The sequence below is a fragment of the Roseitalea porphyridii genome, from assembly GCF_004331955.1.
Classification (GTDB): Bacteria; Pseudomonadota; Alphaproteobacteria; order Rhizobiales; family Rhizobiaceae; genus Roseitalea; species Roseitalea porphyridii.
In genome coordinates this window covers 2,932,787-2,948,626 of sequence record NZ_CP036532.1, presented here as the reverse complement: position 1 = coordinate 2,948,626, position 15,840 = coordinate 2,932,787, and the positions used below count along the sequence as shown (strand labels likewise).

17 protein-coding genes are annotated in these 15,840 nt (G+C 65.5%); 12 read left to right on the top strand and 5 right to left on the bottom strand.

Going from position 1 to position 15,840, the window contains the following annotated elements; translation table 11 throughout:
* The first annotated feature begins 86 nt into the window (after positions 1-86).
* The 6 genes from E0E05_RS14370 (at position 87) to E0E05_RS14345 (ending at position 5,606) form a co-directional block, all read left to right on the top strand.
* Positions 87-2,018 (top strand): propionyl-CoA synthetase, encoded by a 1,932-nt coding sequence (locus E0E05_RS14370; RefSeq protein ID WP_131617339.1) that lies wholly within the window; start codon positions 87-89, stop codon positions 2,016-2,018.
* Positions 2,019-2,119: 101 nt separating this feature from the next.
* Positions 2,120-2,989 carry an ORF6N domain-containing protein gene (locus E0E05_RS14365; protein WP_131617338.1) on the top strand — a complete coding sequence of 290 codons (870 nt, stop codon included), beginning with the start codon at positions 2,120-2,122 and terminating at the stop codon, positions 2,987-2,989.
* Position 2,990: 1 nt separating this feature from the next.
* Positions 2,991-3,782 carry an SDR family NAD(P)-dependent oxidoreductase gene (locus E0E05_RS14360; protein ID WP_131617337.1) on the top strand — a complete coding sequence of 264 codons (792 nt, stop codon included), beginning with the start codon at positions 2,991-2,993 and terminating at the stop codon, positions 3,780-3,782.
* Positions 3,783-3,872: 90 nt separating this feature from the next.
* Entirely contained in the window at positions 3,873-4,250 is a 378-nt protein-coding gene (locus E0E05_RS14355; RefSeq protein ID WP_131617336.1) for a VOC family protein, read from the top strand.
* A 37-nt stretch (positions 4,251-4,287) separates the two neighbouring features.
* On the top strand, positions 4,288-4,872 hold the full coding sequence (locus E0E05_RS14350; RefSeq protein WP_131617335.1) for a DJ-1/PfpI family protein: 585 nt from the start codon (positions 4,288-4,290) through the stop codon (positions 4,870-4,872).
* 14 nt (positions 4,873-4,886) lie between these two features.
* Entirely contained in the window at positions 4,887-5,606 is a 720-nt protein-coding gene (locus E0E05_RS14345) for a helix-turn-helix transcriptional regulator (protein ID WP_131617334.1), read from the top strand.
* Positions 5,607-5,930: 324 nt separating this feature from the next.
* Here E0E05_RS14345 and E0E05_RS14340 read toward each other — a convergent pair whose 3' ends face one another.
* Complete coding sequence (locus tag E0E05_RS14340; RefSeq protein ID WP_131617333.1) at positions 5,931-6,650, bottom strand: DUF1013 domain-containing protein; 720 nt, start codon at positions 6,648-6,650, stop codon at positions 5,931-5,933.
* Positions 6,651-6,925: 275 nt separating this feature from the next.
* Positions 6,926-7,906 (bottom strand): NAD(P)H-quinone oxidoreductase, encoded by a 981-nt coding sequence (locus E0E05_RS14335; protein ID WP_131618055.1) that lies wholly within the window; start codon positions 7,904-7,906, stop codon positions 6,926-6,928.
* Positions 7,907-8,005: 99 nt separating this feature from the next.
* Here E0E05_RS14335 and E0E05_RS14330 point away from each other — a divergent pair, with 99 nt between their 5' ends.
* The 4 genes from E0E05_RS14330 (at position 8,006) to E0E05_RS14315 (ending at position 11,563) form a co-directional block, all read left to right on the top strand.
* Positions 8,006-8,191 (top strand): DUF1192 domain-containing protein, encoded by a 186-nt coding sequence (locus tag E0E05_RS14330; RefSeq protein ID WP_131617332.1) that lies wholly within the window; start codon positions 8,006-8,008, stop codon positions 8,189-8,191.
* Positions 8,192-8,508: 317 nt separating this feature from the next.
* Positions 8,509-9,024 (top strand): protease adaptor protein RcdA, encoded by a 516-nt coding sequence (gene rcdA, locus E0E05_RS14325; protein WP_131617331.1) that lies wholly within the window; start codon positions 8,509-8,511, stop codon positions 9,022-9,024.
* A 123-nt stretch (positions 9,025-9,147) separates the two neighbouring features.
* The gene (glmM, locus tag E0E05_RS14320; RefSeq protein ID WP_131617330.1) at positions 9,148-10,500 is read left to right on the top strand and encodes a phosphoglucosamine mutase; all 1,353 of its coding nucleotides are present in this window, start codon (positions 9,148-9,150) and stop codon (positions 10,498-10,500) included.
* 199 nt (positions 10,501-10,699) lie between these two features.
* On the top strand, positions 10,700-11,563 hold the full coding sequence (locus tag E0E05_RS14315) for an outer membrane protein (RefSeq protein WP_131617329.1): 864 nt from the start codon (positions 10,700-10,702) through the stop codon (positions 11,561-11,563).
* A gap of 21 nt (positions 11,564-11,584) precedes the next feature.
* On the opposite strand, the gene E0E05_RS17410 is transcribed toward E0E05_RS14315, so the two are convergent.
* The 3 genes from E0E05_RS17410 to E0E05_RS14305 are packed head-to-tail and all read right to left on the bottom strand — an operon-like array spanning position 11,585 to position 13,246.
* Positions 11,585-11,749: a hypothetical protein gene (locus E0E05_RS17410; protein ID WP_158629381.1), complete on the bottom strand. Its 165-nt coding sequence runs from the start codon at positions 11,747-11,749 to the stop codon at positions 11,585-11,587.
* 58 nt (positions 11,750-11,807) lie between these two features.
* Positions 11,808-12,209: an MAPEG family protein gene (locus tag E0E05_RS14310; protein ID WP_131617328.1), complete on the bottom strand. Its 402-nt coding sequence runs from the start codon at positions 12,207-12,209 to the stop codon at positions 11,808-11,810.
* Complete coding sequence (locus E0E05_RS14305; RefSeq protein WP_131617327.1) at positions 12,206-13,246, bottom strand: GlxA family transcriptional regulator; 1,041 nt, start codon at positions 13,244-13,246, stop codon at positions 12,206-12,208. The genes E0E05_RS14310 and E0E05_RS14305 overlap by 4 nt, the downstream gene beginning before the upstream one ends.
* A gap of 49 nt (positions 13,247-13,295) precedes the next feature.
* Here E0E05_RS14305 and E0E05_RS14300 point away from each other — a divergent pair, with 49 nt between their 5' ends.
* Both E0E05_RS14300 and E0E05_RS14295 read left to right on the top strand, forming a co-directional pair.
* Positions 13,296-14,396, top strand: coding sequence for a DJ-1/PfpI family protein (locus tag E0E05_RS14300; RefSeq protein ID WP_131617326.1), 1,101 nt, complete (start codon positions 13,296-13,298; stop codon positions 14,394-14,396).
* Positions 14,397-14,641: 245 nt separating this feature from the next.
* Positions 14,642-15,820, top strand: coding sequence for a phosphoserine transaminase (locus tag E0E05_RS14295; protein WP_131617325.1), 1,179 nt, complete (start codon positions 14,642-14,644; stop codon positions 15,818-15,820).
* Positions 15,821-15,840 lie beyond the last annotated feature (20 nt).

Below are 15,840 nucleotides of genomic sequence, written 5' to 3'. Positions count from 1 at the left end.
GAGGGGCCGGCCGTTGCGGCGCGTGGGAGGCGCCCCGGCGATTGGTGCGGGCCCGCAAGGCGGCCCTTGACGGGGAGGAGCGCAAGATGGGCGATTCATCGGACTATCATCGGGTCTATGCCGGCTGGAAGGCCGACCCGGAAGGGTTCTGGGCCGAGCAGGCCGAGGCGATCGACTGGTTCTCGCAATGGGACAGCGTGTTCGATGCGGACCAGGGCGTCTACGGGCGGTGGTTCGCCGGCGCGACCTGCAACACGTGCCACAACGCGGTCGACCGGCATGTCGCGGCCGGCCATGGCGACCGGCCGGCGATCATCCATGACAGCCCGGTCACCGGGACCAAGCGCACGATCAGCTATGCCGAACTGCGCGAGGAGGTGCAGGCGCTCGCCGCCGTGCTGCGCGATCTGGGCGTCGGCAAGGGCGACCGCGTGATGATCTACATGCCGATGGTGCCCGAGGCGGTGGCGGCGATGCTGGCGAGCGGCCGGCTCGGCGCGATCCATTCGGTCGTCTTCGGCGGCTTTGCCGGCCACGAGCTGGCGACCCGCATCGATGACTGCCGGCCGAAGGTGATCGTCACCGCCTCGTGCGGGATCGAGCCGAACCGCATCGTCGAATACATGCCGCTGATCGCGCACGGGCTGGAGGAGGCCCATTTCACGCCGGACCATTGCGTGGTGCTGCAGCGGCCCGAGCATCTGTGCGTGCCGGTGGAAGGCCGCGATGTGGATTATCGCGAGGCCGTCGACGCGCACAAGCGGGCGGGCACGATGGTCGATTGCGAACCGGTGGATGCGACCGATCCGCTCTACATTCTCTATACGTCCGGCACGACCGGCCAGCCCAAGGGCGTGGTCCGCGACAATGGCGGCCACATGGTCGCGCTGAAATGGTCGATGGACGCGATCTACGACATCCGGCCGGGCGAGGTGTTCTGGGCGGCCTCGGACGTCGGCTGGGTGGTCGGCCATTCCTACATCGTCTATGCGCCGCTGCTGCACGGAGCGACGACGCTGATGTTCGAGGGCAAGCCGGTCGGCACGCCCGATGCCGGCGCCTTCTGGCGGGTGATCGAGGAGCACAAGGTGGCCGCGCTGTTCACCGCGCCGACCGCCTTTCGGGCGATCAAGAAGGAAGACCCAAGGGGCGAACTGATCGGCGACTACGATGTTTCGGGCCTGCGTACCCTGTTCCTGGCCGGCGAGCGGGCCGACCCGGACACGATCAGGTGGGCCGAAAAGGTGCTCGGCGTGCCGGTGATCGACCATTGGTGGCAGACCGAGACGGGCTGGACGATCGCCGGCAATCCGGTCGGCCTTGGCCGGTTGCCCGTCAAGATCGGTTCGCCGACCGTGCCGATGCCCGGATACGACGTTCAGGTGCTCGACGATGAGGGTCATCCGGTGGAGCGGGGAACGCTCGGCAACATCGTCGTCAAGCTGCCGCTGCCGCCCTCGTGCCTGCCGACGCTGTGGAACGCCGACGAACGTTTTCGTGCGGCCTATCTCGACGAGTTCCCCGGCTACTACAAGACCGCCGATGCCGGCTTCATCGACGAGGACGGCTATGTGTTCATCATGGCGCGCACCGACGACATCATCAATGTCGCCGGCCACCGGCTTTCGACCGGCGGCATGGAAGAGGTGATCGGCGGCCATCCGGACGTCGCCGAATGCGCGGTGATCGGCATCGCCGACGATCTGAAGGGCCAGTTGCCGGCGGGCTTCCTGATCCTCAATGCCGGCGTCGAGAAGAGCGAGGCGGAGGTCGAAAAGGAAGTGGTCCGGCTCGTGCGCGAGGAGATCGGGCCGGTCGCCGCGTTCAAGATCGCGGTCACGGTCAAGCGGCTGCCGAAGACCCGTTCGGGCAAGATCCTGCGCGGGGTAATGCAGAAGATCGCCGATGGGCAGGATTTCCGGATGCCGGCAACGATCGACGACCCGGCGATTCTCGAGGAGATCGGCGCGGCCCTGAAGGCGCGCGGGGTCGGGGCGTTCGCCCGGGAGACGGCGTGACGACCACGCCGTGGTCGCGTTCGGTTTGATCCGCCTGACGTGGTTCTTGTGCCCGGTCGGTTTTGAGGTCACATTTTGTGACTTCAAAGAAGGCTGGCGAGATGAACAAGGCGGATGCGGAAGTCGAACGGTTCCTCGACCGGATTTTCATCGCGCGCGGACATCCGGTCATTCGCGACAGCGACTTGGCTGAACTCTATGAGACGACGACGAAGGCTCTGAATCAGCAGGTCCAGCGCAACATGGACCGCTTCGATGACTTGTTTGCCTTTCGCCTTACCGACGACGAGTGGTCCGCTTTGAGGTCACACGATGTGACCTCAAAGAAGGGGCGCGGCGGTCGCCGGTATGCACCGATCGTCTTCACGCAGGAAGGCATGCTGATGGCAGCAACGGTGGTGCGAAGCCCGCGTGCGACCGAGACCGTCAAGATGATGGTCCGCGTCTTCAGGGACGTGTTCCCCCAGTATTTTTCCGGTTCCGCGCGGATCGAGACGAAGAGCGCGAGTTCAGGCAAGAGGTCGTTGCTTCTCGATTCCATCGTCGATGCCATCCGGGATATCGGCAAGATTGGCATCGATCCCGACACGGATGCGACCGTCGCAAGCGAGTTGGGCAAGCTGCCGAGCGCGATTTCCGAGCACGTGCAATCGCGACTGGAAAGGCCGGGCGTCGAAAACGAGGAGGCAAGGGCACGCGTCCGCAAGCTCGACTCGGAATCGGCACGGTCCCGGGCCGAGGCGCACAAGGCAAATGCGGAGGCCCTGAAACTGCGGATGGATGCCCTTCACCGGGCCGTCGAGGCCTTCAATCTGATGGAGGGTCGTGACACGCGGCCAATCGTTGACATGATGCATTCGATGATCGGATACGGTTCCGCCGGCCGTTTGATCGATATCTCGCCCAAAGCACCGGAGCCGGACGGCCAGTTGGGAGAGTGGGCCAAACGTCCAACGAGAACAGGAGGATAGAATGGCTCTCGACGGAAAGATCGCGATCGTCACCGGTGGTGCGCGGGGCATCGGCTACGGCATCGCCAAGCGCTTCCTGCAGGACGGCGCGCGCGTGGCGATCGCCGATCTCGACAAGAACAAGGGCGAGGCCGCCGAGGAGGCGCTGGCCGATCTGGGCGAGGTGTTCTTCGTGCCGACCGATGTCGGCAACCGGCTCGACGTGCACAACTTGGTCGCAGCCGTCATCGAGCAGTGGGGCGATATCGACGTGCTGGTCAACAATGCCGGCATCGTGCACGGCGCCGATTTCCTCGAGATCACCGAAGCCGATTTCGACCGGGTTCTGCGGGTCAATCTGAAGGGCGCGTTCCTGTGCGGTCAGGCGGTCGGCCAGTACATGGCCGACAAGGTCAAGGAGGGCGGGCCGGCCGGCGCGATCGTCAACATGAGCTCGATCAACGGCACGGTCGCGATCCCCAACCAGGTGCCCTATTGCGTCTCCAAGGGCGGCATCAACCAGCTCACCAAGGTGATGGCGCTGTCGCTGGCGCCCTACGGCATCCGCGTCAACGCGGTCGGGCCGGGCTCGATCATGACCGAGATGCTGGCCTCGGTGAACGCCGACCCGGCCGCGCGCAACCGCATCCTGTCGCGCACGCCGCTTCTGCGGATCGGCGAAGTCAGCGAGGTGGCATCGGCGGTCGCGTTCCTGGCGTCGAGCGAGGCAAGCTACATGACCGGCGAGATCATCCATGCCGACGGCGGGCGGCTGGCGCTCAACTACATCGTCGAGGTTCCCGACGAGGAATGACCGCCTCCTGACAGAATGCTGTCAGGACGGCTGTGCGATATCTCCGCCGTGCCCGATCGGGGCGTCACATTCGAGCGAGAGGTATCGACGATGAGCATACAAGAACACGCGGTCGTGTGGGCCGAAATTCCGGTCACCGACATGAAGCGCGCCATGGCCTTCTACGGTGCGGTTCTGGGGGTCGAACTGGTCGAGAACAATGACGGGCCGAACCCGATGGCGGACTTTCCGACCAGCGACCCGAAAAAGGGCGTGGCCGGCCATCTCTATCCAGGCAAGCCGGCGCCGAAGGGCACGGGCAACACCATCCATCTGGCCGTCGACGAGCCGCTCGACGAGGTCATGCAGCGGATCAGGCAGGCCGGAGGCGAGGTGGTGTCGCCGGCGATTGATATCCCGGCGGGCAGCTTCTTCTACGCGCACGATCCGGACGGCAATTCGATCGGGCTTTTCAACTACGGCACGTGATAGAACGGCCACGGACACTCACGCCAGGGAGACAAAGGTGAGCGGGAACAAGCGCATGGGCCTCGTGCTGATCGAGGCATTCGCGGATTGGGAGTACGGGCTCGTGGCGGCCAGCGCGGTCGCCTGGTTCGGATTCTCGCTCACCGTGCTCACGCCGGGCGGCGGGCCCGTGACCTCGATGGCCGGCGTCACGGTGACCGGCGGCAGCGCGCTCGAAGCGGCGCCAGCCGACGATTTCGACGCGGTGATCCTGATCGGATCGGATCGCTGGGAAAAGGGCGCGGCGCCCGAAGCCGATGCCCTGGCGCGCGCCGTTCATGACAGCGGCGGCACGGTCGGCGCGATCTGCGGCGGCACGGTGGCGCTGGCCCGTTGCGGCATGCTCGAGGATCGCGCCCACACCAGCAACGGCCGCAAGTGGCTGCGCGATGTCGCCGGCGACTATGCCGGCGCGGATCACTATCGCGATACGCCGGAGGCCGTCACCGACGATCGCATCGTCACCGCGCCGGGCACGGCGCCGGCGACCTTCGCGGTGGCCGTCATGACGTCCCTTCTGCCGGGTGGTGAGGACCAGATCGCCGAAATGCGCGCCATGATGGCCGCAGAGCACACGGTCTGACGGGAGCCTGAGCCATGCGCCGCGCCGACCGCCTGTTCCAGATCGTCCAGCATCTGCGCGGCGGCCGGCTGACCACCGCCGCACGGCTGGCCGAGCGGTTGGAGGTCTCCGAACGCACCATCTATCGCGACATCGCCGATCTGCAGTCGACCGGCGTGCCGATCGACGGCGAAGCCGGCGTCGGCTACATCATGCGCGACGGGTTCGACCTGCCGCCGCTGATGTTCACCCGCGACGAGATCGTCGCGCTGGTGGCGGGGGCCCGGATGGTCAGCGCCTGGGGCGGCATCACCATGGCGCGGGCGGCGGCGGAGGCGCTCGTCAAGATCGAGACGGTCCTGCCCGACAGCGCCAAGGCGCGGCTGAAATCGGTGGAAATCCGCGCGCCGGCGCACCGGATGACGGCCGATGAACGGGTCAAGATCGACACGCTCGAAAGGGCCTGCGAGGAGCGGCTGGTCACCGCGATCGCCTACACCGACGCGGCCGGCGAAGCCACCGAGCGCTCGATCTGGCCGCTCGGCCTGTGGTTCTGGGGCGGCACCTGGACGGTGATCGGCTGGTGCCTCAAGCGCGACGATTTCCGCATGTTCCGGATCGACCGGATCGGCGCGATGACGCCGACGGGCGAGACGTTCCGGGCCGAAAAGGGACGGACGCTGCGCGACTTCTACGCGCAGATGATCGAATGCGGCGATGTTCCGAGCGGCCTCGATTTTCTCGGGCCGGTCTGACGGCTTGTCGCCGATGGCGCGTCGCCTCGCCCGGCATTCGCCCCCACCCAGCATCCCCCCCCCCCCGCAAGCGTGGGAGGGAAGACCTTGGCATCATCGCGCTGGCCTGCGCTGCGAGCCGGGCTTGCAGATCGCAGATGTTGCTCGCGGTGGATGTCCTCCCTCCCACATTCATGGGGGAGGGATGAAGGGTGGGGGTTCGAAAGCGCTGCGACCGCGATCGTCCGGGGGCGGGCATGCCCTTCACTCGCCCATCGAGGCTCGCTTCGCGCGCGCCATACGATCAGAGAAAGGCTCGGGAGCCCGGGGCTGCGACCGTGTCGCCTACTGCCCCTTGTCTTCGGCGTCGTCGTCCTTCTTGAGGGCGCTCAGCCGGGCGAAGACCGCGTCGGCGTCGATTTCCTCGTCGTCGGCCTTCGGCGCGGGCTTGTGGGTGTCGCCGCCCTCGAATACCGGCATGTCCTCGGTCTGCGAGGCGGGCAGCAGCGTGTCGCCGGTCTCGGCGGGCGCGGCGGCCGGCGCGTTCTTGGCCGCCTTCTGCACTTCCATGTCCAGATCGATCTGCGAGCAAAGGCCGAGCGCGACCGGGTCGATCGGTTGCAGGTTGGCCGAATTCCAGTGGGTGCGGTTGCGGACCTGTTCGATCGTGTTCTTGGTCGTGCCGACGAGGCGCGAGATCTGCGCGTCCTTCAACTCGGGATGGTGGCGCACCAGCCACAGGATCGCGTTCGGCCGGTCCTGACGCTTGGAGACCGGCGTGTAGCGCGGGCCCTTGCGCTTGGCCTGCGGCACGCGAACCTTGGGTTCGGACAGCTTCAGCACGTGCGCGGGATCGGCCTCGCCCTTGGCGATCTCCTCGCGGGTCAGCTGGCCGGTGGTCACCGGGTCCATGCCCTTGATGCCCTGGGCCGCTTCCTCGTCGGCGATCGCCTTCACCTCGAGCGGGTGCAGCGCGCAGAATTTGGCGATCTGGTCGAATGTCAGGCCCGTGTTGTCCACCAGCCAGACGGCGGTCGCCTTGGGCATGAGAAGCTGGTTTGCCATGTGCGAAACCCCTTGCAGATAAAGCTTTCCTGTTCGTCCGCGCCGGTGCCGCGGGCGTGGTCTTGACCACAATGTCCGGAAATCACCGCCGATATACGCGCGCGCGGCGCCAAGTGCAATGCCGGACGGGCATGTGCACAGTCATCTTTGTATCGCGCTCGGCGACGTCCGCCCCGAACGGACCGGCGCGTGCGCACGCCTCTTGTGACGGTGCAATCGGGCAGGCACCGCCAGCGTGGATTATTCGATCGGGTGCTTATCCGGACCCATTCGCGTTACGCCACGTCGAGCATGAGCTTGCCCGTGTGGGCGCTTTCCTCCATGCGCTCGTGCGCGCGCCAGGCCTCCGAGAGCGGAAAGATCATGTCGATCACCGGCGCGACGCGGCGCTGTTCGAGAAGCGGCCAGACGGCCTCATGCAGCTTGGCCGCGAGATCGGCCTTGAACGCGACCGAGCGCGGCCGCAACGTCGAGCCGGTGTGGGTGAGCCGCTTCAGCATCAGCTTGGAGAAGTCGACCTCGACGCGCCGACCCTTGAGAAAGGCGATCTGGACGATGCGCCCGTCGACGGCGGCGGCCGCATAGTTGCGGTCGATATAGTCGCCGCCGACCATGTCGACGATCACGTCGGCGCCGTGCCCGTCGGTGAAATGGCCGACGGCCTCGACGAAGTCCTCGGAGCGGTAGTTGATGGCCCGCCGGGCGCCGAGCGCGATGCAGGCCTTGCATTTGTCGTCGGTTCCGGCGGTGACGATCACGGTCGCGCCGAAGGCGCTGGCGAGCTGGATCGCCGTTGTGCCGATTCCGGACGCCCCGCCATGGACGAGCAGGGTTTCGCCTTCCTTCAGGCCGCCGCGCTCGAAGACGTTGTGCCAGACCGTGAAGAAGGTTTCGGGGATCGCGGCGGCCTCGGTGTAGGTGAACCCTTTCGGGACCCTGAGGCAGTTGGACTCGTGGGCGAGGCAGTATTCGGCATAGCCGCCGCCGGGCACCAGTGCGCAGACATCGTCGCCGATGTTCCATCGCGACACATCCGGGCCGAGCGCGTCGACCGTGCCGGCGACCTCGAGGCCGGGCAGATCGCTCGCCCCCTTCGGCGGCGCATAACCGCCTTGGCGCTGCAGCGCGTCGGGCCGGTTGACACCGGCGGCGCGAACCTTGATGCGGACCTTTCCGGCTCCGGGCTCGGGCACCGGCCGCCGGACCGGGCGAAGGACCCGGGGACCGCCGGGCTCGGTGATCGCGATTGCGTTCATCTGTGTCATTGTGGAAGATCCTGATCGATTGGCGTTCGGGCTTGTGTGGGTGAGGCCGGGCGGGCAACGCAAGGGGCAAGGCGACGGGAGGCGGATGCCGTGGATGACGAGAAGGGCGACACCAAGCCGGCGAGCTTCGTTGCGGGACAGGACATCTCGACGCTGGGCCGCGACGAGCTCGAGACGCTGATCGGGACGCTGCGCGGCGAGATCGCCCGGATCGAGGCCGAACTGGCGAGCCGGGACGACAGCCGCAGCGCGGCAGACGCCTTCTTTCGAAAATAGACGATCCGGCGGCCGAAAAACCCCATCCCGTTAACCTGGCGTTAAGCTTTATGGGTGTTTACTGTTCACGTTCGAATTTCATTCGAATTCAACAGAGTGACTTCGTTGCTTTGTTTGACGCCTCCCTGTTTAACTCCTGAGAGCCGTTTTCACGGCTCTTTTTTTTTGCGCGAACGGCCCGATGGCGCCGGTCATCTGCGGCGTTAACCGTCCGTTAAGGACGCGCTTGCCTCGCTGTGCGAAACGTTCGACAATCGTGGCGTTCAGGGCGACGGCGCGCGAAGAAAGCGCCGTGCTCGCAGCAGGGATCGTTCGCAATGGCAGGCGGATCAAACACAATCCGGTTCATCGACCACAAGGTCGCTTCGCCCTCCTTCACCGAACTGTACGGGGAGGGCATGCAGCTTGTCGAGGAAACCGCCGCCTATCTTGACGGCGAGGGCCGGCGCGAGGCCAAGGCGCTGGTGCGGCCGGTCGCGACGCTTTACGCGGCCGAGTCCATGCGCCTGACGACACGGCTGATGCAGATGGCCTCCTGGCTGCTGCTGCAGCGGGCGCTGGCCAATGGCGAGATGACCGCCGACCAGGTCGACAGCGAGAAGAGCAAGATCAGGCTGGACGGCAACGCGCCCGGGGTCGAGCTTGAGAACTGGAACGCGCTGCCGGAGCATTTCCGCATTCTGGTGCAGCGGTCCCTGCGGCTTCAGGCGCGCATGCAGCGCATGGACCTGAACCTGGCCGGGGACGACATGGCCGACGATTTCGGCGAGGGCGCCGACAACCCCGTCAACACGCAGATCAACCTGCTCAAGACCGCTTTCGGCGACCGCTGACGGGGCCTGCGCGTTCACGCGGTGCAACCGTTTGAAAGGTTTTTGTGCTTTCCTTTGCCGACTGCGCTGTAATATGCCGCTCGGCATTCGGGGCAGCATGCGATTTCTCGGGGTCAGGGCACCATGACGCGACGCTATTTCGGCACGGACGGCATTCGCGGTACCGCGAACGCGGGCAAGATGACGCCGGACATGGCGATGAAGGTGGGCATGGCCGCCGGCGTCGCCTTCCAGCGCGGCAGCCACCGCCACCGGGCCGTCATCGGCAAGGACACCCGGCTTTCGGGCTACATGATCGAGAACGCGCTCGTCGCCGGTTTCACCTCGACCGGCATGGACGTGTTCCTGCTCGGACCGGTGCCGACGCCGGCCGTCGCGATGCTGACGCGCTCGCTGCGCGCCGATATCGGGGTGATGATCTCGGCCTCCCACAACCCGTTCCAGGACAATGGCATCAAGCTCTTCGGGCCTGACGGCTACAAGCTGTCCGACGAGATCGAGATGCAGATCGAGCGGCACATGGGCCAGGACATGACCGGCCGGTTGGCGCGGCCGGCCGATCTTGGCCGGGCCAAGCGCGTCGACGGCGACCTCTACCGCTACATCGAATATGCCAAGCGCACCTTCCCGCGCGACATGACCCTGTCGAACCTGCGCATCGTCGTCGACTGCGCCAACGGCGCCGCCTACAAGGCCGCCCCGGCCGCATTGTGGGAACTGGGCGCCGACGTGGTCGCGATCGGCAACGAGCCGGACGGGCTGAACATCAACCGCGACTGCGGCTCGACCAATCCCAACGCGCTGCGCGCCAAGGTGGGCGAGGTGCGCGCCGATCTGGGCATCGCGCTCGACGGTGATGCCGATCGCGTCCTCGTCGTCGACGAGAAGGGCAACATCATCGACGGCGACCAGCTCATGGCGATGATCGCCGAGGACTGGCTGCGCCGCGAACGGCTGCGCGGCGGCGGCGTGGTCGCGACGGTTATGTCCAATCTTGGGCTGGAGCGGTTCCTCAACGACAAGGGGCTCGACCTGGTGCGGACCAAGGTCGGCGACCGATACGTGGTCGAGCACATGCGCGCCAACGGGCACAATGTCGGCGGCGAACAGTCCGGCCATATCATCCTGTCCGACCACGCCACCACCGGCGACGGGCTGATCAGCGCGCTGCAGGTTCTCGCCTGCCTCGTCGGCAGTGGCCGGCCGGCCAGCGAGGCGTGCCGCAAGTTCGAGCCGGTCCCGCAGGTGCTCAAGAACGTGCGCTTTGGCGGCGGACGGCCGCTCGAGGACCAGCGCGTGATGAGTGCGGTGGACGGTGCCCGCGAGAAGCTCGGCGATGCGGGCCGGCTGGTGATCCGGCCGTCGGGCACCGAGCCGCTGATCCGCGTGATGGCCGAGGGCGACGACCCGATGCTGGTCGAAAGCGTCGTCGACGAGATCGTCGGCGTCATCGCCGATCTCAAGACCGCCGCCTGAGCCGACCTCTCAGACAGCCTCGTTCCCGGTTGCGGTGCCCTCTTGCGGGGGCCGTCGTGCGCGCTGTGTCCGGCAACATGGTCAACAAACATGGCAAACAAACACGGTTAAGTGCACTTTAACCTTTGCCGGCGATCATCCCCCCGAGCGTGACCAGTGCCCGTTACCGGTTCGGACCGGGCTGTCCGAGGGGAAGACAATGAAGCAAGCAGCAGTGAAACTCGCCGCCACGGCCGCCATTGCGGCAGCCTTTGGCGTGACGGCACAGGCGGCCGATCTGTACGAGCCGCCGATCATCGAGACGCCGCCGGTCCATTATCCCGAGGCCCTGCCGAAGAAGGTGTCGGGCTGGTACATCCGCGGCGATGTCGGCTATCTGTGGAGCAAGTTCGGCGGCGCCGACTACATCACCTACGGTGCCGGCGTGCAGGGTGTGCCCGGCTTCCTCGACGGTGAGCTCAAGGGCGCCTTCTCCGTCGGCGGCGGCGTCGGCTACCAGATCAACCACTATCTGCGCACCGACGTCACGCTCGACTTCAACTTCAAGTCGGACTTCGAGGGCTCGACCTCGGGAACCTGCACCACGGGCGGCGCCTCCGTCGCCTGCTCGTCGATCGACGTTTCCGGCTACAAGGCGTGGACCATGCTCGCCAACGCCTATGTCGACCTCGGCACCTATTCGGGCATCACGCCCTATGTCGGCGGTGGTATCGGCGGCGCCTACGTGAAGTGGCACGACCTGTCCAACACGATCCCGCCCGGCTTCGACCAGTCCGGCGAATACATCCACACCGGCAACAAGGACTGGCGTTTTGCCTATGCGCTGATGGCCGGTGTCTCCTATGCGGCGACCAAGCACGTCTCGCTCGATCTGGGCTACCGCTACAAGCATATTTCCGGCGGCCGCATGTTCGAATATGCCTCCGGCACCGGTCCGGGCTTCGATCGCTCGATCAACGTGCACGAGGTCCGCGCCGGCGTCCGCTACCGGTTCGGCGCCAAGCACAAGCCCGCTCCGCCGGTCTACGAGCCGATCGTCTACGAACCGCCGGTCTACAAGTAGACCGCTCCACGAGTTCGGTTTTCAGAGCCCGGCCGCCAGGCCGGGCTCTTTGCTTTGCGCCTTCACCAAGGCGTCGGCCACGGTCGGATCGGCGATCGCGTGGGCGTAGGTGTTGAGCAGCACGGTCGGGCTCGACCAGCTGACGCACTCGGTCGTCGTCTTCATGTCGAAGCCGGCATGCAGCATGGCCGCGACATAGCCAAACGGCAGTCGCCCTTCATTGGAGCGTTCATTCAGTTGCCGCTCACGCGAGGCTGCTGCTTCGAAAGAGAACAGAGCCGTAAAGGAAGATCAGCAATGTTATGCCGACGATCCATGTCACGCTCCGGACCCAGCCGTTGCCAGCTGCGTGAAAAACGCCGTGAACTGGACGCGATATTGCATAAGCCAGGCAAGCAGCCGCGAACCCTCCTCCGTCGATGCGATCCTGCGCGAGGATGGCAAGCGGAACAAACATCGCGACGCCCTCCATCTGGTTGCGGACAACCCGACCGAGCCTTCGGGACAGCACGTTGCTTCGTTCCTCATCGCGTGCGGACGCACTGTAGCGCAGACCAAATGCAAGATCGAAGTGAACCGCTTGCGCAAGGACGGCGATGACGAGGCTGGAGCCGACGATCAGAAGGGCGACATCAACTGCGCTCATTGGCGGGCCTCGTGGGTCCTGAAAGGCATCGCGCTGGACGAGATGTGGAACCGCTCTCGGTAGGCCGTTGGCGTTATGCCCACTTTCCTCTGGAACGATCGCAGCAGCGCGTCGACGGAGCCGTAGCCGGCCTGGTGGGCGATCCCGTCGAGATTGTCGACCGTCTCCTCAAGAAGCGCCTTTGCGCGGGTCAGCCGGGCTTCCTCAACGAACTTTGCCGGTGTTGTCCCGGCGGCCTTCGTGAACGTTCGCAGGAAGGTCCGCTCGCTCATGTTTACGAGGGCGGCCAGATCCGGGACCCGTCGCCCTTCACCATGGAGCTCTCCGGACGGGTCCTCGATGATGCGCATGGCAAGCTTCTGGATCGGCTCGGGGGCGCTTGCCGGCACGCCAAGTCCAACCCCAAACTGTGCCTGTCCGCCTGGACGGCGCAGGAACAGCACGAGTTGACGCGCCACTGACAGTGCAACGTAATGGCCATGGTCCGCCTCGATCAGGGCAAGCGAGAGATCAATTCCCGCCGTTACGCCGGCCGAAGTGTAATAGGGTGGGTCGGCGACGAAGATCGCGTCATCGTCGAGTTGAACGTTGGGGAACAGGGCACTGAATCGCTCGGCCGCATTCCAGTGTGTTGCGGCTCGCCGACCGTCCAGAAGCCCGGCGGCCGCCAAGACAAAGGCACCGGTACAGATCGAGACGGTGCGCCTGGCGCGTGACGCGTGCCTGCGCAGAACATCAATGATTGTACCGTCGTCCCTAGCGTCCAGCATTGCCTGTTCCGAGCCGCCGCAGACAACCAGCGTGTCAAGTGGGCTGGTTAGACTCTCGGCCGGCACGGCCGGGCCGATCGAAAAGCCTGCATGTGTGGCGATGGACGGAGCCCGCAGCGAACTCAGAACCAGGTCGTAGGCGCCGCCGAAACGGTTGGCGACGGCGAAGGCCTCCATCGGTCCGGTCACGTCAAGGCTCTGCACGCCGTCCAGCGCGAAAAAGGCAATGCGTCTGCGATTTGGCGGGTTTTGCGGATCACCTGTCATTTCCGCCAGCTTAGACGCCTTCTATGAAAAGCGCAAATAGGAGACCGCCATGGCCCGTCTGTTCATCGCCGTGTTCATTCTCGTCGCCGCTGCCGCAGTGGCACCCCTGCTTGGATCACAAGAGATGCCTGAGACTGCCCCGATGCCCGTGACACAGCCGCCTCAATTGCGCCCATTGGCTGACACGCGCCGCCTCGTCGTCCTTCTGGCCGACAACGCCGGCACGGAAACCACAGACCTTCTGGTTCCTCACGGCATCCTTAAGCGCAGCGGAGCAGTCGATGTGCTGATCGTGGCCACCGAAGAAGGTTCGGTGAATCTGATGCCGGCCCTAACTGTAATGCCTGACATGACATTGGCCGACTTCAACAGCGCCTATCCGGGTGGAGCGGACGTTGTCATCGTGCCGGCCTTCCACAGCCGGGGCACTCCTGCGACGACGAGTTTCATCCAGGCGCAGGCGGCCCTTGGCGCGATGATCGTATCGATCTGTGAAGGGGCAGAGCCCGTTGCGCGCGCCGGCTTGTTTAAGGAGCGAGCTGCGACGACCCATTGGTTTGCCCAACCCCGGATGGCCCGGCGCTATCCAGAGGCGCAATGGGTACGTAACACCCGCTATATAGTCGATGGACCTGTCATGAGTTCGTCCGGCGTTTCCGCGTCGGTGCCGGTGACATTGAAGCTGTTGGAGATCCTGAGTGGTGAGGCCTGGGCGCGGGGGACGGCGTCCAATCTCGGCGTCGATGACTGGGGCCCCGCGCATGACACCTCCCGTTTCGCGCTGGATCTCGGCACGATCTCGCTTGCGGCCGGCAACTATCTGGGCTTCTGGCGGCACGAAAGCATAGAGGCGAAGATCGCTGATGGGTTTGACGGCATCGCGCTCGCGCTCCAGGCCGATGCGTGGTCAAGAACTTTCCGCTCGCGCTTGATAGCAAGCAACGCCGACGGCCAGGCCACATCGGCGGAAGGCGTGACCTTCATTACCGCAATTGAGCCTGATGTCGACCTCGCGATCCATCCTTCTGCAGGTGCGCCGCTGGCGGCCCTCGAGGCCAATCTAGCATCAATCGCCGACCGCTACGGGCCTGGCACGGCGAACTTCGTCGCCACTCAACTGGAGTACGACCGGTCGGCTTCACCGCGTTGAATGCAGGCCCGAACCCTGAAAACCGCAGAGCCTTTGAAGCGCTCTCAACAGGCCGAACATGCCCATAAACGGCGTGTGCCAGACTTGTGTCACTTCTTCCGACATGTTCGCGCATGGTTCGCCATCCCCCTGCAAAAACTTGCGCGGCAAACACCTTTCAACTTGCGGGTTTTCAAGGGTTCCGCTAAGCGCGACGGCGGGACACCTCTCCCCAACGAGAGGCAGCTATCTGAAAGGGTAGACACATGACAGCTGACCCCGCCAAGCCGGACGTGCGTCCGGCCGATCCACGATTCTCATCTGGCCCCTGCAAGAAACGTCCGGACTGGTCCGCCGACCGGTTCCCGACCGCTGCGCTCGGCCGTTCCCACAGATCGAAGACCGGCAAGGCCCGGCTCAAGCGCGCCATCGACCTGACGCGCGAGCTGCTCGGCGTGCCGGACGACTACCGCATCGGCATCGTGCCGGCGTCCGACACCGGCGCCGTCGAGATGGCCATGTGGTCGATGCTCGGCGCGCGCGGCGTCGACATGCTCGCCTGGGAAAGCTTCGGCTCGGGCTGGGTGACCGACGCGGTCAAGCAGCTCAGGCTCGACGATGCCCGGGTGATCGAGGCCGACTATGGCGCGCTCCCCGATCTTTCGAGCGTCGATTTCGACCGCGACGTGGTGTTCACCTGGAACGGGACGACCTCCGGCGTGCGCGTGCCGAACGCCGACTTCATCCCCTCGGACCGCGAAGGCCTTACGATCTGCGACGCCACCTCGGCCGCGTTCGCCCAGAGGCTCGATTTCGGCAAGCTCGATGTGACCACCTTCTCCTGGCAGAAAGTGCTCGGCGGGGAGGGCGGCCATGGTGTCCTGATCCTGTCGCCACGCGCCGTCGAGCGTCTTGAGACCCACACGCCGGCATGGCCGCTGCCGAAAATCTTCCGGCTCACCAAGGGCGGCAAGCTGATTGAGGGCATCTTCGCCGGCGAGACGATCAACACCCCCTCCATGCTGTGCGTCGAGGATTACATCGACGCGTTGGAATGGGCGCAATCGATCGGCGGGCTCGACGCGCTGATCGCGCGGGCGGACGCCAATCTGGGCGTGATCCAGTCCTTCGTCGACAGCGTCCACTGGCTGGAGAACCTCGCGGTCGATCCGGCGACGCGCTCGAACACCTCGGTGTGCCTGAAGATCGTCGATCCGGCCGTCATCGCGCTGGACGAGGCCGGCCAGGCCGCGTTCGCCAAGGGCATGGTCTCGGCGCTCGATGCGCAGGGCGTGGCGTTCGACATCGGCGCCTATCGTGACGCTCCTCCGGGGCTTCGCATCTGGGCCGGCGGCACCATCGAGGCGTCCGACCTGCAAGCGCTGATGCCCTGGCTGCAATGGGCCTTCGACACGCAGAAGATGTCGCTGAAACAGGCGGCCTAGTCGCCGATTTCTCTGCCCCT